Genomic DNA, 20,783 nt, shown 5'->3' on the forward strand with positions numbered 1-20,783 from the left:
GCGGCCGTGCTGCATCTGCTGAACTTCGCCGCGCCGGCTGCCTGGATGGCGCTGGCGATGGGACTGGCCGGGCGCATTGTCTTCGGCAGCGGCAAAAGGGGTATGGGCTGGATATGCACGTCATTCGTGCGCTTTGGGGTGGTACTGGCAGCTCTATTGGGCAGTGCCTGGGTGCTGGGCGCCGATGGGCGCATGCTCGGCTGGGCCGCCGCCGCAGTGGCTGCGGCCACCACGGAATGGGTGCTGCGCCGCGGCTGGCGCTGAAACGCAAAGCTTGATCCAGGTCAAGCGGGCGGGGCCGTCGGCGCGCCGTCGGCGGCCGATGCGGGCACCGTGGGCCCGGCCGGGCGCCAGCCGGGCACGGCCGTGGTGGCCGGCGGCGACAGCGCCAGCCCGGCCTCGCGCAGCCGCTCCAGGATGGTGAACAGCAGGTCGCCGCGCACGGCGCCGGCGGCGCGCGGGCTGTCCACATAGCCGATCGCGAGGAAGGTCAGGGTGCCGCTCTGGATGCCTTCGAGCTGCACGAGCGGCGCCGGTGTCGTCAGCACCAGCGCGTGGTCGGCGAAGGCGGCGAGGATGATCTCGCGCATGCGCTGGGCGTCGGTGTCCAGCGGCGCCGGCAGGCGCATCAGCACCCGGCCGCGCGCGCCCGAGAGCGTCATGTTGCGCACGGTCTTGGTGATGAACTCCGAGTTCGGCACGATCACGGTGGAACTGTCGCCGAGCTGGATCTCGGTGGCGCGCACGTTGATGCGCCGCACGTCGCCTTCGGTGTCGCCGAGCACCACCCAGTCGCCGGACTTGACCGGACGCTCGACCAGCAGGATCAGCCCCGAGATGAAGTTCTGCACGATGGCCTGCAGGCCGAAGCCGATGCCCACCGACAGCGCGCTGGCCACCCAGGCGATGCGCTCCACGCTGATGCCCAGCGCGGCCAGCGCCAGCGCCACCACGGCCACGCCGCCGGCATAGCCCAGCAGCGTGACGATGGAGGTGCGCACGCCGGGCTCCAGCCGGGTGTGCGGGAAGTAGCGGTCGCTGAGCCAGTTCTTGAACAGCCGGATCGCCAGCCAGCCGACGGCCAGCACTGCCACGGCGCCCAGCACCGCGGCCGGCTCCAGCGTGACGCTGCCCACGCGCAGCGTGGCTTCGAGCGTGCTGCCGCGGCGGAACACCTCGTCGGGCCCGGTGCCGAAGGGCGCGAGCAGCGCCACGACCATGTAGAACAGCACCACGAGCCGCACCGCGCCGGCGGCCAGCACGGCCAGCTGGTCGAGCAGTCCGGCGTCGATGCCCAGGCCGCCGTTGAGCCGCTGGCCGAAGCTGCCCTTGGAGGACAGCAGCGCCTCGCTCGCGTCGTCGGCCAGCTGCACCAGCAGGTAGGCGGTGCCGGCCACGGTGGCCGACCAGACCAGCTGCCGCGCGATCATGCCGCCCAGCGCGATGAAGCCGCTGAGGACCGACACCGCCAGCGCCACCGTGGCCGCGCCGGCCAGGACCACGGCGATGCCGACCCAGACCGGCCGCGCCGGCGGCTCGGGCGGCGGCGCGCCGTCGGCCTGGGCCGCGGCCGGCGGCACCGCGCGCATCTGCCGCAGCGCGGCGGCGGCCACCGCAGCGAACAGCAGCGCGCTGGCCGCCTGCGCCGCCACCTCGGCCTGCAGGCTGGCGCCGGCGGCGCTGTTGATCTCCGACAGCAGCGCGCCCAGCCCGGCGGCCGCGGCCAGCGCCCAGGGGTAGGGCGCAAGCCGCGCGGCCCGCTCGTCCGACAGCGGTGGCAGCCGCCACGAACCGCGCCGGTGCGACAGCAGCGCGCGGCCCAGCCCGCTCGCGAACGCGACGAAGAGCACGATGCGCACCAGCGCCGTGCCCAGGCCGCGCAGCCGGTCGTCCAGCGCGTCGCCGGCGTCGAGCCCGCTCAACGCCAGCTGGGCCGAGGCGCCGGCGATGGCGACGTTGACCAGCACGATGGCCAGCGCCAGCAGCGAGCGCCGCAGCCGGCCCGCTGGCAGCCGCGCCGGCGCGAGGCGCACCAGCGCACGCTCGGCCAGCCAGCTGCCGGCCACGAGTAGCAGCAGCGCGCCGGCCAGGCTGGCGAGGAAGCCGGCGCGCCGCCCCGGCGCCATCGCGGCTTGCACCGCGCCGGCCGCGTCGGCGCCCAGGTCGCGCAGCCGTTCGGCGTCGGACGCGCTGGCGCCGGCCACGCCGCGCCAGAAGGCCGTGCCCAGCGGCGAGCCCACGCGGCCGAAGACCTGGTCGCGGAACTGCTGGCGGCGCTGCTGCACCACCTCGGCGCTGCGCTGCTCGGCATCCACCGCGACCAGCCGCGCGAGCTTGAGGTCGGCATCGACCGTGCCGCGCTGGCGGGTGAGCAGCGTGCGCTGCTCGGCCACGTCGGCGGCCTCGGGCGGCGCGCCCTTGGCCGGCGCGGCGCCCAGGCCTTCGAGCCGGCGGTCGATGTCGGCCAGCTCCGCGGTGCGGCTGGCGACCAGCGCCTCGGCGGCGGTGCCGATCTCGTTGATCTCGGCCACGCGCTTGCGGCCGTCGTCCTCCGGGCCGAGCGCGGCGGGTATGGCGTCGAGCCGGGTGCGCAGTGCGTCGACCGACGGCGCGGGCGCACCTGCCGCAGCAGCCGCGGCCGCTGTCGCGGGTTCCGCCGCCTGGGCCGCAGGCGGGGCCACCAGACCCAGGAACAGCGCGAGCAGCCCGGCGGCCAGCAGCCAGCGCCACGGCACGAAGGCGGGGGGGCTGCCGCGCGTCATCCGGCGGGCGCGAACAGGTCGACGCGGTCGGTGATGATGCCGTCGGTGCCCAGTGCCCAGAGGCGTTCGGCCTCGGCCGGGTCGTTGACGGTGTAGCTCAGCGTGCGCAGGCCGGCCAGGCGCGCGGTCTGCACCGTGGCCGCGTCCCACAGCGGGTGGTGGCAGACGACGGCGCCGCAGCCCAGGCGGCGCGCGGCGTCGAGCCAGCCGTCCCGCAGCTGGTCGAGCAGCAGGCCGCGCGGAAGCGCGGGCGCAGCGGCCTGGGCGCCTTCCAGCGCTTCGGCCCGGAAGGAGGTCAGCAGCGGCGGCAGGTCGTCACCCGCCCAGAGCCGCGCGGCCAGCGCGGCCACGGCGCTGCCGGTGGCATGCTCGGTGCCCGGCGTGGGTTTGATCTCGATGTTGAGCGCGAGCCGGTTGGCGCGCACCCAGCGTGCCACGCCCTCCAGCGTGGCCAGCGGCTCGCCCGCGTAGGCGCGCGAATGCCAGGCGCCGGCGTCGAGCCGCGACAGCGCCGACCAGTCCAGTGCGCCGGCCGGACCCTGGCCGCTGGTGGTGCGTTCCAGCTCTGCGTCGTGCAGCAGGAAGACCACGCCGTCGGCGCTGAGCTTGGCATCGCATTCGAACATGCGCCAGCCGTGCTGTGCACCGAGGCGCAGGGCGGCGAGCGTGTTCTCGGGCGCGAGCTTGCCGGCGCCCCGGTGGGCGATCCAGCGCGGGTAGGGCCAGTGGGTGGTGGGGGCGGAGGTCATGGCGGCGGCGCAGCTTCTTGTTCGGTCGGCGATGGTACAGGCGGGACGGGGGCTTGCAGATACTCCCTGTGTTTATGTCCCAGTGCGACCGTCCCGGGTGCAGCATGGCCTGGTGGGGCGGGGAGTATGGTGGCTCAGGCGCCGGTGATCCAGCCTTCGAGCCGGTCGCGCCGCGGCGGCAGGCCGTAGTCCGCGTCGCCGGCCGCATGGGCGCGCCAGGCGGCGCCGGCTTCGAGCAGGCAGAGCACGGCGTCGATGCGGTCGCCCGCCGCGTCGGCCACCAGGGCGGCCTGCCGGGCGGCATCGGCCTCCAGCCGCAGGCCGGTGCGCAGCGGCCGGCCGCCGTCGGCGGTGCCGGACAGCAGCGCGGCCAGCAGGCCGGCGCGCGCGGCGGCGCGCTCGGGCGTCTGGCAGGCGCGGTCGTCGGCCTTGTAGCTGCGCCGGCCCAGCACCTCGCGCGCGGTCAGGCCCGGATACGCCTCCAGCGCGACGCGGCCGGTATCGCCGTCGATCAGGCCCGGCAGGTGCGCGCCGGCATCCACCAGAAGCGGCACGCCGGCATGCAGCATGAAGGCCACGGGCGGGTTGACCCATTTCATCGACGGGCTGGAGCCCGCCGGCCCGTCGGTCGCGCGGTGCGCGAACTTGCCGCCCGCCGGCCGCGCGGCGCAGAAGGCCGCGAACCGCTGGCGGATCTCGGCCCGCGTGAGCGCGCGGTAGTGCGCCAGCCAGGCCGGCCACTGCGTCGGCCAGCCCAGGGTCTCGATGAGTTCGCGCGGCAGGCCGAACGGCAGGTCGAAGCCGCCGACCCAGCGGCGCGGCCCGGCCAGCCAGGCGCCGAAGGCCGGCAGCGTGTCGAAGGTCTCGATGCCAGTCAGGCGCACGGCTTTCCCATCGCCGCAGGGCTCGCCCAGCGCCAGCACGATGGGCTTGCGCCGGCTCGGCGCGCTGCTGAAATCGCAGCCGACGAGCAGCGGCGCCACGCACGTGCTCACGCGGTGGCGGATGCGTCGATGCGTGCGAGCTGCTCGGCGACGGCCTGGGCGTCGGTCGGGCGCACCAGCCGGCCGACCTCGCGGCCGTTGTCCAGGAAGACCAGCGTCGGCCAGAGCTTGATGCCGTAGGAGCGGCCGAGCGGGCGGCCGCTGGCGTCCTCGACCTTGATGTGCCGCACGCTCGGATGGGCCTGGAGCGCCGCCTCGATGTGCTTGCGCGCGGCCTGGCAGATGCCGCACCAGTTGGCGCCGAAGTCGATCATCGTCGGGCCGCCGAGTTTGTCGGCCTCGGTGCGCGAGAGGGACTCGGGCGCATACGCGCCGGCGGTGGAGGAGGAGGAGGGCTGGGTCATGGTCGCGGGTTCCTGGTGGATGGGGGGCGACGCGAACGTCGGTCATGCCATTGTAGGAACGGCCGCGGCCGCCCTGTGTGCAAGGGAAACCGGGCATGCGCAGGGGTATGGCCTTGCAGCCGGCGGAAAATAGATGCTATAGGACAGTTGATGGGGGAGTATTCAGCGGCGCGCCGCGTTCTGCAATTCGCCCGGGCTGATGCTGCCGTCCCCGTCGGCATCGACGCGGTCGAACTGCTCGGACACGGCCGGCAGCCGCTCGGCCTCCTTGCGGCTCAGGCGGCCGTCGCCGTTGGCATCGGTGCGGCGGAAGACCGACTCCACGTCCTGCGTGCCGGCATACGAGGTGGTCGTGGCCACGGCCGGGCTGGCGGCCGTGAGCGCCGGCGACGCGCCGCCCGGCGCGAGGCCGTTGCGGCTGGTGCCCGGCGGCGCGAGCTGGGCGTGCGCCGGCATCACCGCACCGGTGAAGGTGAGGCTGGCGAACAGCGCCACGCTGCGAGCGTCGAACAGCAGCGGGCCGAGGCGCTTGCCCTGGCGGCTGCCGGCCGCGGCCCCGGCGAAGGGCAGGAGTTGCTTGGTTGTCGTCATGGCGCCGATTGCACCGCGCCGCAGCCCGCGCGGCCAGCGCTTTTGCGCGGTGTTGCCATCGCTCACAGACCGTTTGCCGGCGAAACATCCGGCTGCGTCGGTTCACCGTTCCAGGGCGGCTCACAGGGCCTGGGCCAGCCGCAACGACTCCGGCCGGCCGGGCGCGAGCCGCCGGCCCCAGGCCATGGTCGGCAGCTCGACCAGCCGGTGCACGGCGACGGCGGCGGCCACGACTACCGCCAGCGACAGCACCACGGCCGGCACGGCCGGCACACCGGCACCCGCCAGCCAGCGCAACAGCGCGAAGCCGGCGAGACAGTGCACGGCATAGAGCGGAAAGCTGATGCGCGCCAGCCAGTCCACCACCGGCTGCGGCCGGAAATGCGCGCGCAGCGCGTAGGCCGCGGCGAACACGCCGATGTTGAGCACGTAGACGTTGCTCACCAGCTGCACCTGCGCGCGCTGCGACGAATGCGTCCAGGCCGCGAGCGCCAGCGCAACCAACACCAGCGATCCGCCCGCCAGCATGCGCAGGCCGATGGCGCCGCGCAGGTGGTGGAAGAACAGCGTGCCGACCATCATGTACGGCAAGTAGACCAGCTCCGCGCCCAGCGCCGCGAGGTCGACGCCCGCGCGCGTGCCCAGCGGCGCGATCCAGAGGTTGAAGACCAGCACGGCTGCCGCGAACAGCACCAGCGGCACCGCCTTCGCGCGCGGCGCGACGGCGGCGATCAGCGCCATCGCCAGGTAGAACTTGAGTTCGATCGCCAGCGTCCAGTTCACCGGCTCCACGGTGCGCACGCCGGTGACGGTGTGCGTCAGCAGCGCGTTGGCCGCGATGGTGTGCACGTCGAGCCCGAACGGCCGCTGCCAGTGGCGCGACGACAGCCACACCGCCGCGAGGCCGATGGCGAAGCAGGCGAGCCAGGTCGGGTAGATGCGCAGCAGCCGCGCGAGCAAAAAGCGCCCGGGCGGCAGCCGCGCGAGCGACATCGGTATGACGAAGCCGCTGATCAGGAAGAACAGCGACACGCCGAACGGGCCGAAGCCGAACGCGTCCACCACGGCCGGCAGCCAGCGCGGCGCATCGTCCAGCGGCGGGGCGAACACCAGGCGCGCAACATGGTCGCGCCAGGCCCAGAAGCCGCCGCAGAGGTGGAAGAACACGACCGACAGCGCGGCCAGCGCGCGCAACTGGTCGGCGAAGACGATCTTGGAGCCGCCGCTGGCAGCGGAGGGAGCCGGTGGCGTGGATGGACGAGACTCCATCCGGCCATTGCATCATCGGCCCGCCAATGGCTGGTGACGAGCCGTACACGCGCACGCTACCGCGCCAGCGCCGCGACGCCCGCAGCGATGCACAGCGCCCCCGCGATGCGCAGTCCACGGTCGCGCTCGCCGAGCAGGCGCCCGCCGAGCAGCGCGGCGAACAGCATCGACACTTCGCGCGCCGGCGCCACGTGGGACAGCGGCGCCTGCTGCATCGCATAGAGCACCAGCACATAAGCGATCGGGCTCACCGCGCCGACCGCGAGCGCGGGCTTCCACTGCAGCCGCCAGAGGCCGCGCGCCGCGGGCAGGTCGCGCAGCACCACCGGCAGCAGCAGGCCCAGGCGCAGCAGGTTGCCCATGTAGTCCACCAGGACCGGCGACATGCCCAGCACCTTGACCGCATAGCCGTCCACCACCGTATAGCCGGCGATGAAGGCGCCGGTCAGCAGGCCGTGGCCCACGCCCCTGCGCACGCGCTGGCGCGCGGCCGCGTCCTGCGAATGCCGCGCCGCCTGCCAGAGCGCCGGCCCGCCTGCGATCAGGAACACGCCGCCCACTACGCCCGCGATGCCGGCTGCGCCCAGGCCACTGAGGTGTTCGCCCGGCAGCAGCACTGCCGTGAGCGACGACAGCAGCGGCGCCGAACCGCGCGCGAGCGGATAGACCACGGTGAGATCGCCCACGCGGTAGCCGCGCAGCAGCACGATGTAGTAGAGGACGTGGAGCAGGCCGCTGGCCGCGACCACGGCCCATTCGGCCGCGCCCCACAGCGGCACCGCTTTGCGCCCGAGCCACCAGCCCAGCGGCGACCACACCAGCATGTTGCAGGCGGCGGTGAAGAAGGCGAAGCGCGCATCGCCGCCGGCCTTCTTGGCCACGAAGTTCCAGCCGGCGTGGATCAGCCCGGCCAGCAGGATGAGCGCGAAGGCGCCGGCGGCCACTGCGTCAGCGGTTGTTGCCGCCGTTGCGCGGGATCAGCGCGAGGAATTCGCGGCGCAGGGCCGGGTCCTTGAGGAAGGCGCCGCGCATGACCGAGTTGATCATGCGGCTGTCCATCTCGCGCACGCCGCGCCAGGACATGCAGAAGTGGCTGGCTTCCATCACGATGGCCAGGCCGTCGGGCTGGGTCTTCCTCTCGATCAGGTCGGCCAGCTGGATGACGGCCTCTTCCTGGATCTGCGGGCGGTTCATCAACCAATCCACCAGGCGTGCGTACTTCGACAGGCCGATCACGTTGGTGTGCTGGTTGGGCAGCACGCCGATCCAGATCTTGCCGATGACCGGGCAGAAGTGGTGGCTGCAGGCGCTGCGCACCGTGATCGGGCCGACGATCATCAGTTCGTTGAGGTGTTCGGCGTTCGGGAATTCGGTGATCGCCGGCGCATCGACGTAGCGGCCGCGAAAGACCTCGCCCAGGTACATCTTGGCTACGCGGCGCGCGGTGTCGCGGGTGTTGTGGTCGGAGGCGGTGTCGATCACCAGGCTGTCGAGCACGCCCTGCATCTTGGCCTCGACCTCGTCGAGCAGGCGATCGAGTTCGCCGGGTTCGATGAACCCGGCGATGTTGTCATTGGCGTTGAAGCGTTTCTGTGCCGCCTTCAGCCGCTCGCGGATCTTCACCGAGACGGGCACGCCTTCATCGCCTGCCGGCTGGGCGGGCGCAGGTGCCGGGCTGCCGGCTTCTTCCACATGTCTGAGCATCGCACGATGGTAGCAGCGATGCCCCAGCGGCGCGGCGCGGGGGAATCAGGTGTCGGACCACATCCGCAGCAGGTTGTGGTACTGGCCGGTGAGGGCCACGGTCTCCTCGGTCTCGCCGAGGCGCGCGCGGAGTTGCTGGATGGTCTGGTCCAGCTCGAACAGCAGGCGGCGGCGTTCGGTGTCGCGCACCAGGCTCTGCAGCCAGAAGAAGGCGCTGGTGCGGGCGCCGCGCGTGACCGGCTCCACGCGGTGCAGGCTGGTGGACGGATAGAGGATCAGGTCGCCCGCGGGCAGCCTGACTTCGTGCGTGCCGTAGGTGTCGACGATGACGAGGTCGCCGCCGTCGTAGTCCCCGGGCTCGGTGAGGAAGAGGGTGCACGACAGGTCGGTGCGCAGCCGGGTCGCGGTGCCCGGCAGGTTGCGGATGGAGCCGTCCACATGCAGGCCGTAGTGCTCGCCGCCTTCGTAGCGGTTGAACAGCGGCGGCACGATGCGCAGCGGCAGCGCGGCGGCGAAGAAGAGCGGATGGCGTGCCAGCGCAGCCAGGATCCGGTCGCCGAGCTGGCGGGCCAGCGGTGAATCCTCGGGCAGCTGGCGGTTGTGCTTGACGCGCGCGCCCTGCGCGCCGACGGTGGCACGGCCGTCGCTCCAGTCGGCGGCGTCGAGCGCGGCGCGGAATTCGGCCACTTGGGCGGGGGCGAGGATCGCGGGGATGTGGAGGAGCATGTTGGGCCAGGGGCTGGGGGCGAGGTGTATACCCTCGGGGTATGTTCTTGTGGCGGTGGAATTGCAGGCAGTGGGGCGGTATACCCCGAGGGTCTTCTGCGCTGGTTCGAGCCCCCGGCCTTCAGCCCCTTTCTGTCAGAAAGTCAGATTCGCCGTCAGCCGCGCCGAACGCGCGATGCCTGGCGTGTAGCGGTAGCCGCTCTTGTTGATCGCGGCCACATAGTCCTTGTCGGCCAGGTTGAAGACGTTGAGCTGCAGGTCCAGGTTCTTGTTGACATGGTAGGAAGTCATCGCGTCGAACACCCAGTACGCGTCGGTGTAGGCCGGCGTGCCCACGGCGCCGTCGGTGCCGCGGCGCAGCTTGCCGGCAAAGCGCGCGCCGCCGCCGACCGTCACGCCGAACGGCAGGCGGTAGGTGGTCCACAGGGTGAAGGCACTCTTGGGCGTGTACGACAGGCCGTCGGTGCCGTCGGCGTTCTTGACCGTGCCGCTCAGGATCTTGGTGTCCATGACGGTGTAGCCGGTGCTGATCGTCCAGTCGTGGGTGAGCGCGCCGACGGCGGCGAACTCCAGGCCCTGCACGCGCTTTCTGCCGGTCTGCAGGTAGTTCGACGCGTTGGTCGGGTCGACCTCGATGTCGTTGCTGACCGTGGTGCGGTAGGCCGCGGCGGTCAGGGCCAGACGCTTGTCGAGAACGTCCCACTTGGTGCCGACCTCGTAGGTCCTGGCCTTCTGCGGGTCGAACTTCGGGTTGGCGGCGCTGTTGGCCGCGGCGCTCAGCTGGTTGTTGGCGCCGCCGGGCGGCTGGGCCGAGGTGGCCGCGAGCGCGTAGACGCTGCCGTTGTGCGCGGGCTTGAAGACCAGGCCGAGCTTGCCGCTGACCAGCGTGTCGGACACCGACAGCGACGAGGGCGTGAGCGTGCCGGCCGGCAGCGCAGCCTGGGTCACCGCGTCGAAGTCGGTCTTGTAGTGGTCCACGCGCACGCCGCCGGTGAGCTGCCACTGCGGGCTGAACTTGAGCGTATCGAAGGCATAGGCCGCCACCGTGTCGGTCTGCCCCTTGGACCAGGTGCCGTTGGCGATGCGGCGGAAGCCGCTCACGTTCGGGTTCGGGTTGTACAGGTTGGCCGCGGGCCAGGCGCCGGCTGGCGCATAGGTGGTGCTGATGCCGGCGAAGCCCTGGCCGTAGTAGCCGAGGTTGGTCTGCTCCTCGCGCGAGAGTTCCAGGCCAGTGCTCAGGTCGTGCTGGATGCCGCCGGTGGCGAGCGCGGCCGTCACGTTGGTCTGGTTGACCACGATGCGGTTGACCTGGTTGACATTGGTCGGCAGGTTGCGCGTCACCGTCCAGGTCGAGGGGTCGGACGGGTTGGGCGTGGCCAGGAAGGCCGAGGCGGCCGTCAGCGCGGCGGCCGTGGGCGCCGGGTAGCCGCCGAGCATGAACGAGGTCAGGCTGTAGTCGTTGTGGATGCGGCCCACGCGCGTGGTGTTGCGCAGCTTGAGGTCGGGCGAGAAGTCGTGCTCGATGCGCAGCGTGGCCTGGTCGGCCTGGACCTTGGCGAAGTCGGACGTGGTGCCGTAGAAATTGCGCGAATCGACGCGCGCGGCGCTGTTCAGGAAGGTGCGTCGCGCGCCGTAGGCCAGCGCGTCGGGCGTGGTGTAGCCGGGCAGGCCGATGGTGGGCACGCCGCCGTCGGGGATGTTGTCCTGCTCGATGTGCAGCAGGTTGACGATCACGCGGGTGGGCGTGTCCAGGCCGAAGGCGATCGACGGCGCGATGCCGCGGCGGCGGTTGCGCACCACGTCGCGGCCGGCCACGCCGGAGTCGTCGTCCACTACGTTGAGGCGCAGGGCGGCGCCGGGGTAGCCCGACAGGGTCTTGTTCCAGTCGGCGGTGGCGCGCTTGTAGCTGGCGCTGCCGGCGCCGAGCGAGGCCGAGAAGCTGTCGTCCAGCGTGGGCTGCTTGCTGACCAGGTTGATCGCGCCCGACGGCGCGGTGCGGCCGTTGTCGGTGCCGGCCGGGCCCTTGACGACCTCGACCTGCTGGATGTTGAACACGTCGCGCGAGATGGCGCCGATGTCGCGCACGCCGTCGACGAAGATGCTGCTGGAGCTGTCGAAGCCGCGCATGTAGATGGCGTCGCCGGTACTGGTGCTGCCGTTCTCGCCGAGGAAGAAGGTGCTGGCTCCCGGCGTGTTGCGCAGCGCCTCGGTCAGCGTGGTGGCGGTCTGCTCGCGCAGCACCTGCTCCTTGATGACCGAGACGGTCTGCGGCGTGTCCACCAGCGGCTGGGTGAACTTCGGCGACGAGACGGTCTCGGCGCGGTAGAGGTCCTGCGTGGCCTGGACCTTGACCTCGCCCAGCGTGCCGCCGGAGGACGGTTGCGCCTGGGCCGGCGCGGCCAGGGCCATCAGCGCGGCCGCGGCGGCGCCGGCCGTGCGCGGCGCACCGTGCCTGCGGCTCTTGATATAGGTGTTTTTCTGCGTCATGACGGTTGGAAGGGAACGGAAACGGGACGGGCCTCTGGCTGGGCAGTCCTGTGCCGTCATGGCAGGCAGTTTGCGTGGCTGAAGGTCAATGGAGCCCCGCCGTCCTTCGGGACGCGGCTGCTTTCAGCGAAGCGGCCGGGTCGCGAGCACGACGGCAGGCCGGTGAATGGTATGTATTCTCATTCTGAGTGGAAAGTGAATTGATACATTCATCCTGGATTCAGTCGATTTCTTGTTGCGTCAAGGCAACGTTCAAATACCGCGCAAGCGTTGGTGTGGGAGTATATTTCGATAGCGCATGACAGTAGTGCGCTTTGTGACATTACCCCTCGGGGTAATGCATGGTCACACCAGCGGCACCTGCTGCATCGGCCGGTCGTAGTACTCGGCCAGCCGCGCGAGCGCCCGCGGGTTGATGAGCCGCAGGCGGCCGGCGCTGATTTCGTGCAGGCCCAGCAGCGCGAGGCGGCGCAGCGTCTTGTTGGTGTGCACCAGCGACAGTCCCAGCGCGTCGGCGATGTGCTGCTGGGTGACCGGGAAAGTCACCGCGCCGTTCTCGTCGGCCAGGCCCAGGCGCGCCAGGCGACGGTGCAGGTGCAGCAGCAGCATGGCCACGCGTTCGGTCGCGTTGCGGCGGCCGGCCGTCAGCAGGTTGTCGTCGACCATGCTCTCCTCGCGCGCGGCCAGCCAGGTCACGCTGTAGCCCAACCGCGCATGGGCGCGGAACATGTTCCACAGGCCGTCGCCGGGGAACACGCAGAGCGAGCATTCGGTGATCGTGTCCACGCCGTGCTGGGCTGCTTCGCAGACCTCCTGCTGCAGGCCGATCAGGTCGCCGGGCAGCAGGAAGTTGAGGATCTGGCGGCGTCCGTCCGACAGCGTCTTGTAGCGAAAGGCCATGCCCGAATACAGCGTGTAGAGCCGCTCGTGCGTCTGGCGCTCGCGGATCAGCGTGCTCGACGGCGGGATGATCACGGTGCCGCTGCGGTACGACTGAACGAACTCCAGTTCCTCCGGCGTCGCCGGACTGAAGCAGGTGGTTTCGCGCAGTGCGCATTCGGCGCACCGGGCAGTGGGCGGAACACCCTTGGCGGCACTGGGGCTATGCATGGTCGGCGGCGATTCTAGAGTTGCAACCCTATGTCATATGACATAGACGCAGGGTATGCCGCGAGCCTTATTCGCTGTCGGCCATCTTCGTCATCTGCGGCGATGGAAACGGCCGTCCACGTGCCGGCGCCGGCCCTAGTTCAGGCGGCGGCGGACGTCTTGCGCGCCGCGCCCGGCAGCCGGAGTTCCACCACCGTGCCGCACTCGCCGCCGGCATGGCTGCGCACTTCCAGGCTCGCGCCGATGCGCCCGGCGCGCAGCCGCATGCCGGCCAAGCCGCGGCCGCCCAGGCGCCGTGCCGGCTCGGCGAAGCCGCGGCCGTCGTCGGCCACGCGGATCAGCACGCGGTGGTCGCCGCCGATGCGCGCCGAGACCTCGATGCGCCGTGCCCCGGCGTGCTGGAGCGCGTTGTGCAGCGCCTCCTGCACGATGCGCAGCACGGCCAGCGCGCTCTGCGGCGGCAGGCCCGAGAGCCCGGGCAGCGGCGCCATGTCCCAGACGAGCTGGATGCCCAGCGCCTCCAGCCGCGGCTCCAGGCGAAAACGCAGGTTGCCCAGCAGCGGCAGCAGGTCGTCCTGCGCCGTATGGTCGAGCGAATCGATGATGAGGCGCAGGTCGAGCAGCGCCTCCTCGATGGCGCGGGCCAGCTCGGCGCGGTCGCTTCTGGGCGTACGCGCCAGCCGCAGCGCGGTGGCGAGCTGGGCGCCCATGCCGTCGTGCATGTCCTGCAGGATGCGGCCGCGCTCGGCGGCGATGACCTCCTGCTGGGCGCGCGCGCTTTCCTCGCGGTCGAGGATGAAGCGCTCGGCGAACACGTAGAGCATCACCATGCAGAAGGGCAGCGAGCTGGCGATGGTCCAGCGGAAGGTGTCCCAGGGCAGCAGGTCCTGCAGCAGCAGGTTGGAGTGCATGATCGCCGCCACCCACAGCGCCGCCGCGGCGCCCAGCGCCAGCAGCTTGGCCGAGCGTTCCCGCCAGGCGCGGTGCAGCAGCAGGCCGGCGACCGCGCCGCGCAGCACCAGATGCGGCCAGGTCAGCAGCCAGAGCCCGTCGCTGGCACCCTCGACCGCCGCGATGGCCAGGGCCGCCACGACCGTGGCCGCCGATACCGCATGCAGCAGCGGCAGGAACCACGGCAGCCGCACGCGCGCATAGCGGTAGCCGGCCACGCACAGCAGCCAGTACATCACCATGCTGACCACCAGCCGCAGCGCCTGCTGGCCGCCGGCCGACAGCGGAAGCCCGGGCGCGAGGAAGGCTGCGAGCGTCACCACCGCAGCCAGCAGCAGGGTGGAAATCAGCGAGAAGCCCCGCTCGCGCCGGGTGTAGGCCAGCAGCGCGCAGAGGGTGCCCGCGACCAGCACCATGACCACATACGAGGCCATCACCTGCACCAAATAGCGCACCAGCCAGCGCGGGTAGAGCAGGTCGGCCGGCCCGAGCGTCACGGCCGAGATGCCGCTGTGCACGCGGGCGTCGCCCTGCAGCTGCACCTCCAGCAGGTTGGTGCCGGCCCGGAACAGGCCGGAGGGCAACACGATGTAGATCGGCGTCTCGTTCTGCGCCGGCTGGCTCTCCCGGCCCTGCAGGTCGAATTCCACGCCCGGGTTGAGCAGCGAGCCGTTGAGGTAGAGCTGCCCGACCAGCCGCAGCCGCGGCAGGTATAGCGCCAGGGGCTGGCTGGGCGGCGCGTCGAGCGCGATGCGCATGCGGTACCAGGCGAAGCCGGTCTGCCGCGGCGCGCGCACGTACCAGTTGTCCGGCAGCTCCACCGCCTGCCAGCCGTCGGCGGGCGGCGTGGCCGTCGGTGCGTTTGCGGGGGCGAGCGCGAACTCGGCGCGGGTGATGCGCAGCAGCCGCGGGTTGCCCTCGTCGGCGGCCTCGGCCTGCCGTCCGGCCAGGATGCCGAGCCAGACGCACAGCGCGATCAGCGGCACGACCGACCAGCCGGCCAGCAGCGCCGGCCAGCGCGCGGCGCGCAGGCTGGCGGGCGGCGGCGCGGCCACGCTAGCGGGCGGCCTGCTGCTCGCTGAGCAGCCGGCGCCGTTCGCGGCTGTTGGCCAGGTGGATGCGCATGGCCGTGCGGGCGGCCTCGGGGTCGCGCGCGGCGATCGCCGAGACGATGCTCTCGTGCTCGGCGTTGACCTTCTCCAGGTACGAGGCCGGGCGGGCATCGCTGCCGGCGTCGGGGATGGACGAGGCGGTCAGCCGCGCGCGCGGGATGATGCTGCTGCCCAGCGCCGCCAGCATCGCGCTGAAGTGCACGTTCTGCGTGGCGCGGGCGATCTCCAGGTGGAACTGGAAGTCCGCCGCCACCGCGTCGCCGCCCTCGGCCACGGCGCGGGTGAAGGCGGCCAGCGTGTCGCGCAGGGCCTGCAGGTTGACCTCGGTGCGGCGGGTGGCGGCGAGTGCCGCGGCCTCGGCCTCGATGCCGATGCGCAGCTCCAGCACGGCGATCACGTCGTTGAGCGTGGCCAGCTGCTCGGCGCCGATGCGAAACGGCGTGGCGTCCACGCGCTCGTTGACGAAGGTGCCGATGCCGTGGCGCGTCTGCATGAGGCCCGCAGCCTGGAGTTTGGAGATCGCCTCGCGCACCACGGTGCGGCTCACGCCGAACGTGCGCATGATTTCCGCCTCGGTCGGCAGCTTGTCGCCGGGGGAGAGGCGGCCGTCGTGCACGCGCGCGGTGAACTCTTCGACCAGCGCGTGCGCCAGGCTGCGCGGCTTGCGCAGTGGAGGGGTGGGAGGGGGGGCGTCCATGAACGGCGGCATCGTCTGCGATGGGCCGGCGGCGCGGTGCTGCCCTGCCCCTGCCGGGCGGTCGGTCATTTTGTCATATGACGACCGCACGAGCGTCCCGGCAGCGTCAGCCGGCCGCTGCCTTGAGCCGGCCTTCGGCGAAGAACGCCTGCAGGTTGTCGAAGGTCAGGTCGGCCATGGCCTGGCGGGTCTCGTGGGTGCCGCTGGCGATGTGCGGCAGCAGCACCACGTTGTCCAGCGCGAACAGCGCCTCGGGCACGTGGGGCTCGTCCTCGAACACGTCGAGGCCGGCGCCGGCGATGCGCTTTTCCTGCAGTGCGCGCACCAGGGCGGCTTCGTCGATCACGCTGCCGCGGGCCACGTTGACGATAAAGCCCCGCGGGCCCAGCGCGTCGAGCACCTCGGCGTCGATCAGGTGGCGGGTGCCGGCGCCGCCGGCGGTGATGACGACGAGGAAGTCGGCCCAGCGTGCCAGTTCGATGAGCGACGGCTCGTACTGCCACGGCGCGTCGGCCACCGGGCGGCGGCTGTGGTAGCGGGTGTCGAGGTGGAAGCCCGTGCCGCGCTCGGCGATGGTGCGGCCGATGCGGCCCAGGCCGACGATGCCGAGCCTGCCGCCGCTGACCTTGCGGCCGAGCGGGAATCTGCCCCGGGGCCAGTCCCCGCGGCGCACGAAGCGGTCGGCCGCGCTGGCGCCGCGGGCCACGTCGAGCAGCAGGGTGAAGGCCAGGTCGGCCACGCAGTCGTTGAGCACGTCGGGCGTGTAGCCCACGGCGATGCCGCGCGCGGCGGCATGGGGCAGGTCGATCCTGTCGAGGCCCACGCCGAAGCTGGAGATGACGCGGACACCGGGCAGCGCATCGAGCGTGGCGTTGTCGATGCCGACGGCCGCCGAGGTGACCACGCCTTCGAACCCGGCGCCGTGCGCGGCGAGAAAGGCGGCCGGGTCGGCTTCGCTGGCCAGCAGGTGCACGTCGAAGTGCTCGGCCAGGCGGGATTCGAGCTGCGGCAGCAGGCGGCCGATCTGCAGGATGCGTTGCTTCTTCGTCTGCGTCATGGGAGGTACGGTGGAGGGCAGGATGCAGCGTACGCGGAAACCAGCCGCGCCAGGCGACAAGCCCGAAGAGTATCCGCTGCGGCGGCCCGCAGGCCGGCCACGGCCGGCCTCTTCAGGCCTGGCTGCCGAGTTTGGCGATGAGGGCGCGCAGATCCTCGATTTCGTCGGGCTTCAAGTCGCTGATCGGCGGGCGGACCGGGCCGGCCGAGCGGCCGACGATGGCGGCGCCGGCCTTGACGATGCTGACCGCGTAGCCCTGGCCGCGGTTGCGGATCTTCAGGTACGGCAGGAAGAAGTCGTCGAGCAGGCGGTTGACCGTGGCGGTGTCGCCGCGGGAGACGGCCTGGTAGAAGGTGACCGCGGTGCGCGGGATGAAGTTGAACACCGCCGACGAGTAGACCGGCACGCCGAGTGCGCGGTAGGCGGCGGCGTAGACCTCGGCCGTCGGCAGGCCGCCGATGAAGGCCAGGCGGTCGCCGACGCGGCGGTGCACGCCCACGGCCAGCTCGATGTCGCCCACGCCGTCCTTGTAGCCGATCAGGTTCGGCACGGTGTCGGCCAGCTTCTCGATCGACTCGGCGGTCAGGCGGTGCGCGCCGCGGTTGTAGTAGATCACGCCGATCTTCACGCTCCTGGCCACGGCCTGCACGTGGGCAACCAAGCCTTCCTGCGAAGTTTCGGTCAGGTACGTGGGCATCAGCAGCAGGCCGTGGGCGCCGGCGCGCTCGGCCTCCTTCGCGTACTTGATGGCCAGGGTCGTGCCGCCACCGGCGCCGGCCACGATTGGCACCACGCCGTTGGCAGCGTCGACGGCGGTCTTCACCACGTCGAAGTATTCGCCCGGCTCCAGCGAGAAGAACTCGCCCGTGCCGCCGGCGGCGAACAGCACCGTGGCGCCGTACGGGGCCAGCCATTCGATGCGGGCGGCGTAGCTCTTGGCGTCGAAGCGCAGTTCCTTGTCGAAGTCGGTCAGGGGGAAAGACAGCAGGCCGTCGGAAAGGTGCTTCTTGAGTTCGATCGGATCCATGGTTAGCTCCAGAGAAAGAGGGTGGTCGGGGAGTGTGTAGATTGTCAGTCATCGTACAACATAAAATTTCCACCTGCCAAGCTTTTTCTTCTGAAACAAGGGAATGGACACACCCGGCATCTGCTGATTGACAGCGGTCGGGCGGCAGGAGATGATTGTTGTATGACAACCGATGTCGCCATGCCCGCTCTCTCGACACCCCCCGCGACCGCCCCCCTGACCATTTCGATGGACGACCGTGACAACGTTGCCATCGTCGCCAACGACGGCGGCCTGCCCGCCGGTACTGTCCTCACGTCCGGCCTCGTCCTGCGCGATCACGTACCGCAGGGCCACAAGGTCGCTCTGGTCGACCTGCCTGCCGGCGCCGCCGTGCGCCGCTACAACGTGCCGATCGGCTTCGCACTGAAAGATATTCCCGCCGGCAGCTGGGTGCACGAGCGCCTGCTCGAAATGCCCAAGGCCCGCGAACTGGAAGGGCTGCCGATCTCCACCGCCCGGCCCGGGCCGCAGCCGCCGCTCGAAGGCTACACCTTCGATGGCTACCGCAATCCGGACGGCTCGGTCGGCACCCGCAACATTCTGGCCATCACCCAGACCGTGCAGTGCGTGGCCGGCGTGACCGGATTCGCGGTCGAGCGCATCAAGAAGGAACTGCTGCCGAAGTATCCCCACGTCGACGACGTGGTGGCGCTGGAGCACACCTACGGCTGCGGCGTCGCCATCGACGCGCCGGACGCGGTCATCCCGATCCGCACGCTGCGCAACATCAGCCTGAACCCGAACTTCGGCGGCGAAGTCATGGTCGTGAGCCTGGGCTGCGAGAAGCTCCAGCCCGAGCGCCTGCTGCCGCCCGGCTCGATCCCGCTGGTAGACGAGCGCAACGTGGCCGATATCGGCGAGAACGCCGAGGCCAGGCTCGACGTGGTCTGCCTGCAGGACGAGGCGCACGTGGGCTTCATGTCGATGGTCGATTCGATCCTGCGCCAGGCCGAAGAACACCTGGAGCGCCTGAACGCCCGCCGCCGCGAGACGGTGCCCGCCAGCGAACTGGTCGTGGGCGTGCAGTGCGGCGGCAGCGATGCCTTCAGCGGCGTGACGGCCAACCCGGCCGTGGGCTACTGCACCGACCTGCTGGTGCGCGCCGGTGCCACCGTCATGTTCTCGGAAGTGACCGAGGTGCGCGACGGCATCGACCAGCTCACTTCGCGCGCCGCCACGCCCGAGGTGGCCCAGGCCATGATCCGGGAGATGGCCTGGTATGACGCGTACCTCGACCGCGGCCGCGTGGACCGCAGCGCCAACACCACGCCGGGCAACAAGAAGGGCGGACTGTCGAACATCGTCGAGAAGGCGATGGGCTCCATCGTCAAGTCCGGCTCGTCGCCGATCTCGGGCGTCGTCCCGCCGGGCGAACGCGCCAGGCAGAAGGGCCTGCTCTACACCGCCACGCCGGCCAGCGATTTCATCTGCGGCACGCTGCAGCTGGCCGCTGGCATCAACCTGCACGTGTTCACCACCGGCCGCGGCACGCCCTACGGCCTGGCCGAGGTGCCGGTCATCAAGGTCGCCACGCGCAGCGACCTGGCGCGCCGCTGGCACGACCTGATGGACATCGACGCCGGGCGCATCGCCACCGGCGAGGCGACGATCGCCGACGTGGGCTGGGAGCTGTTTCGCTTCATGCTCGACGTGGCCAGCGGCCGCAGGAAGACCTGGGCCGAGCACTGGAAGCTGCACAACGCCCTGGTGCTGTTCAACCCCGCGCCGGTGACCTGATTCAGTACAACGCCCCGAGCGGCTGTCGCCGCTCCCCTTCTCTCTGCGCGCTTCGCGCTTCGGGAAGGGGGGTGAAGCCAGCGCGGCGGGGCAGCCCCTGCGTGGCCTCGGCCGTGCCTGGGCATGCGGTGCGCCCTGGACCGTCTCCACTTTCTCTCCCGCATGCGGGAGAGGGTTGGGGTAAGGGTATGCTGTCACAGCCGGCGATTTGAGCTGGGATCGCATACCTTCCTCCCAAGAGTATTTATCTTTGCCTGCATGCCCCACCTCGACCGCTTCCTCGCCCTTGACGACTTCGAGCCCGCAGCGCGCCGCCTGCTGCCGGGCCCGCTGTTCGGCTATGTCTCCGGCGCCACCGAGACCAGCGCCTCGCTGCGCGACAACCGCGAAGTGTTCGAGGAAGGGCAGTTCCTGCCGCGGGTGCTGGTCAACGTGTCGGCGCGCGACCTGGGGGTCGAGCTGTTCGGCCGGCGCTATGCCGCGCCGTTCGGCATCGCGCCCATGGGCATCAGCGCGCTGACGGCCTACCGCGGCGACATCGCCCAGGCGCGCGCGGCAGCGGCGGCGCAGTTGCCGATGGTGCTCAGCAGCTCTTCACTCATCAAGGTCGAGGACGTGCTGGCCGCCGCGCCCGGCACCTGGTTCCAGGCCTACCTGCCGCGCTCGGTCGAGGCCGGCCTGGCGCTGGCCGACCGCGTGGCGCGCGCGGGCGTCGAGGTGCTGGTCGTCACCGTCGACTCGGCCGTCGTGCCCAACCGCGAGAACAATGTGCGCAACCGCTTCCGCACGCCGCTGCGGCCCGGCCTGCGTCTGCTCTGGGACGGCATCACCCATCCGCGCTGGGCGATCGGCACCTTCGCCCGCACGCTGCTGCACCACGGCATGCCGCACTTCGAAAACGTGGAGGCCGGCCGCGGGGCGCCGCTGGTGGCGCGCGACGTGACCCGTGACTTCTCCGGCCGCGAGCACCTCGACTGGGCCGCGCTGCGCACCTTGCGTGCGCACTGGAAGGGCGCGCTGGTGTTGAAGGGCCTGGTCCATCCGGACGATGCCCGGCTGGCGCGCGAGGCGGGGGTGGACGGCATCATCGTCTCCAACCACGGCGGCCGACAGCTCGACGGCACGGTGCCGCCGCTGCGCGTGCTGCCCGCCGTCGCGGAGGCGGCCGGCTCCGGCATGACCATCCTGGCCGACAGCGGCTTTCGCCGCGGCACCGACGTCCTCAAGGCCCTGTCGTTCGGCGCCAGGGCGGTGCTGATCGGGCGGCCGTTCAACTACGCGGCGGCCGTGGCCGGCGAGGCCGGCGTGGCCCACGGCATCGAACTGATGAAGGCCGAGCTGCGCGCCGGGCTCGGGCTGCTCGGCGTGCCGTCGCTCGGCGCGCTGGGGCCGCGGCTGCTGCAGCGGCGCTGAG

18 protein-coding genes are annotated in these 20,783 nt (G+C 71.5%); 3 read left to right on the forward strand and 15 right to left on the reverse strand.

Annotation, left to right across the window (positions count from 1 at the left end):
- The first annotated feature begins 6 nt into the window (after window positions 1–6).
- Window positions 7–264 carry a hypothetical protein gene (locus GAK38_RS08320; protein WP_325343137.1) on the forward strand — a complete coding sequence of 86 codons (258 nt, stop codon included), beginning with the start codon at window positions 7–9 and terminating at the stop codon, window positions 262–264.
- A 20-nt stretch (window positions 265–284) separates the two neighbouring features.
- On the opposite strand, the gene GAK38_RS08325 is transcribed toward GAK38_RS08320, so the two are convergent.
- The 15 genes from GAK38_RS08325 to kdgD form a co-directional block, all read right to left on the reverse strand.
- On the reverse strand, window positions 285–2,762 hold the full coding sequence (locus tag GAK38_RS08325) for a DUF3772 domain-containing protein (RefSeq protein WP_325343139.1): 2,478 nt from the start codon (window positions 2,760–2,762) through the stop codon (window positions 285–287).
- Window positions 2,759–3,511 carry a glycerophosphodiester phosphodiesterase gene (gene ugpQ / locus GAK38_RS08330; RefSeq protein ID WP_325343141.1) on the reverse strand — a complete coding sequence of 251 codons (753 nt, stop codon included), beginning with the start codon at window positions 3,509–3,511 and terminating at the stop codon, window positions 2,759–2,761. The genes GAK38_RS08325 and ugpQ overlap by 4 nt, the downstream gene beginning before the upstream one ends.
- Before the next feature lie 134 nt (window positions 3,512–3,645).
- Window positions 3,646–4,506, reverse strand: a complete 861-nt coding sequence (locus GAK38_RS08335; RefSeq protein WP_325343143.1) for a DUF429 domain-containing protein — start codon at window positions 4,504–4,506, stop codon at window positions 3,646–3,648.
- On the reverse strand, window positions 4,503–4,859 hold the full coding sequence (locus tag GAK38_RS08340) for a thioredoxin family protein (RefSeq protein ID WP_325343145.1): 357 nt from the start codon (window positions 4,857–4,859) through the stop codon (window positions 4,503–4,505). The genes GAK38_RS08335 and GAK38_RS08340 overlap by 4 nt, the downstream gene beginning before the upstream one ends.
- Before the next feature lie 162 nt (window positions 4,860–5,021).
- Entirely contained in the window at window positions 5,022–5,450 is a 429-nt protein-coding gene (locus GAK38_RS08345) for an EF-hand domain-containing protein (RefSeq protein ID WP_325343147.1), read from the reverse strand.
- A gap of 120 nt (window positions 5,451–5,570) precedes the next feature.
- Window positions 5,571–6,719 carry an acyltransferase family protein gene (locus tag GAK38_RS08350; protein ID WP_325343149.1) on the reverse strand — a complete coding sequence of 383 codons (1,149 nt, stop codon included), beginning with the start codon at window positions 6,717–6,719 and terminating at the stop codon, window positions 5,571–5,573.
- Window positions 6,720–6,775: 56 nt separating this feature from the next.
- On the reverse strand, window positions 6,776–7,663 hold the full coding sequence (locus tag GAK38_RS08355) for an EamA family transporter (protein ID WP_325343151.1): 888 nt from the start codon (window positions 7,661–7,663) through the stop codon (window positions 6,776–6,778).
- A gap of 4 nt (window positions 7,664–7,667) precedes the next feature.
- On the reverse strand, window positions 7,668–8,423 hold the full coding sequence (gene folE / locus GAK38_RS08360) for a GTP cyclohydrolase I (protein ID WP_325343152.1): 756 nt from the start codon (window positions 8,421–8,423) through the stop codon (window positions 7,668–7,670).
- 45 nt (window positions 8,424–8,468) lie between these two features.
- Complete coding sequence (locus GAK38_RS08365; RefSeq protein WP_325343154.1) at window positions 8,469–9,149, reverse strand: Fe2+-dependent dioxygenase; 681 nt, start codon at window positions 9,147–9,149, stop codon at window positions 8,469–8,471.
- Window positions 9,150–9,284: 135 nt separating this feature from the next.
- Window positions 9,285–11,636: a catecholate siderophore receptor Fiu gene (locus GAK38_RS08370; protein WP_325343156.1), complete on the reverse strand. Its 2,352-nt coding sequence runs from the start codon at window positions 11,634–11,636 to the stop codon at window positions 9,285–9,287.
- A 345-nt stretch (window positions 11,637–11,981) separates the two neighbouring features.
- The gene (locus tag GAK38_RS08375; RefSeq protein ID WP_325343159.1) at window positions 11,982–12,746 is read right to left on the reverse strand and encodes a Crp/Fnr family transcriptional regulator; all 765 of its coding nucleotides are present in this window, start codon (window positions 12,744–12,746) and stop codon (window positions 11,982–11,984) included.
- A gap of 140 nt (window positions 12,747–12,886) precedes the next feature.
- Complete coding sequence (locus GAK38_RS08380; RefSeq protein WP_325343161.1) at window positions 12,887–14,752, reverse strand: sensor histidine kinase; 1,866 nt, start codon at window positions 14,750–14,752, stop codon at window positions 12,887–12,889.
- A 1-nt stretch (window position 14,753) separates the two neighbouring features.
- Window positions 14,754–15,506: a FadR/GntR family transcriptional regulator gene (locus tag GAK38_RS08385; protein WP_325343163.1), complete on the reverse strand. Its 753-nt coding sequence runs from the start codon at window positions 15,504–15,506 to the stop codon at window positions 14,754–14,756.
- Between the two features lie 106 nt (window positions 15,507–15,612).
- Complete coding sequence (locus tag GAK38_RS08390) at window positions 15,613–16,563, reverse strand: 2-hydroxyacid dehydrogenase (protein WP_325343165.1); 951 nt, start codon at window positions 16,561–16,563, stop codon at window positions 15,613–15,615.
- Between the two features lie 112 nt (window positions 16,564–16,675).
- Entirely contained in the window at window positions 16,676–17,590 is a 915-nt protein-coding gene (gene kdgD / locus GAK38_RS08395; protein WP_325343167.1) for a 5-dehydro-4-deoxyglucarate dehydratase, read from the reverse strand.
- Between the two features lie 228 nt (window positions 17,591–17,818).
- Between kdgD and garD the strand changes: the two genes are divergently transcribed.
- Both garD and GAK38_RS08405 read left to right on the forward strand, forming a co-directional pair.
- Window positions 17,819–19,369, forward strand: a complete 1,551-nt coding sequence (gene garD / locus GAK38_RS08400) for a galactarate dehydratase (protein WP_325343169.1) — start codon at window positions 17,819–17,821, stop codon at window positions 19,367–19,369.
- A 258-nt stretch (window positions 19,370–19,627) separates the two neighbouring features.
- Entirely contained in the window at window positions 19,628–20,782 is a 1,155-nt protein-coding gene (locus GAK38_RS08405; protein ID WP_325343171.1) for an alpha-hydroxy acid oxidase, read from the forward strand.
- The last annotated feature ends 1 nt before the right edge of the window (window position 20,783 follow it).

Source organism: Xylophilus sp., assembly GCA_009914555.1.
GTDB lineage: Bacteria > Pseudomonadota > Gammaproteobacteria > Burkholderiales > Burkholderiaceae_C > WNDY01.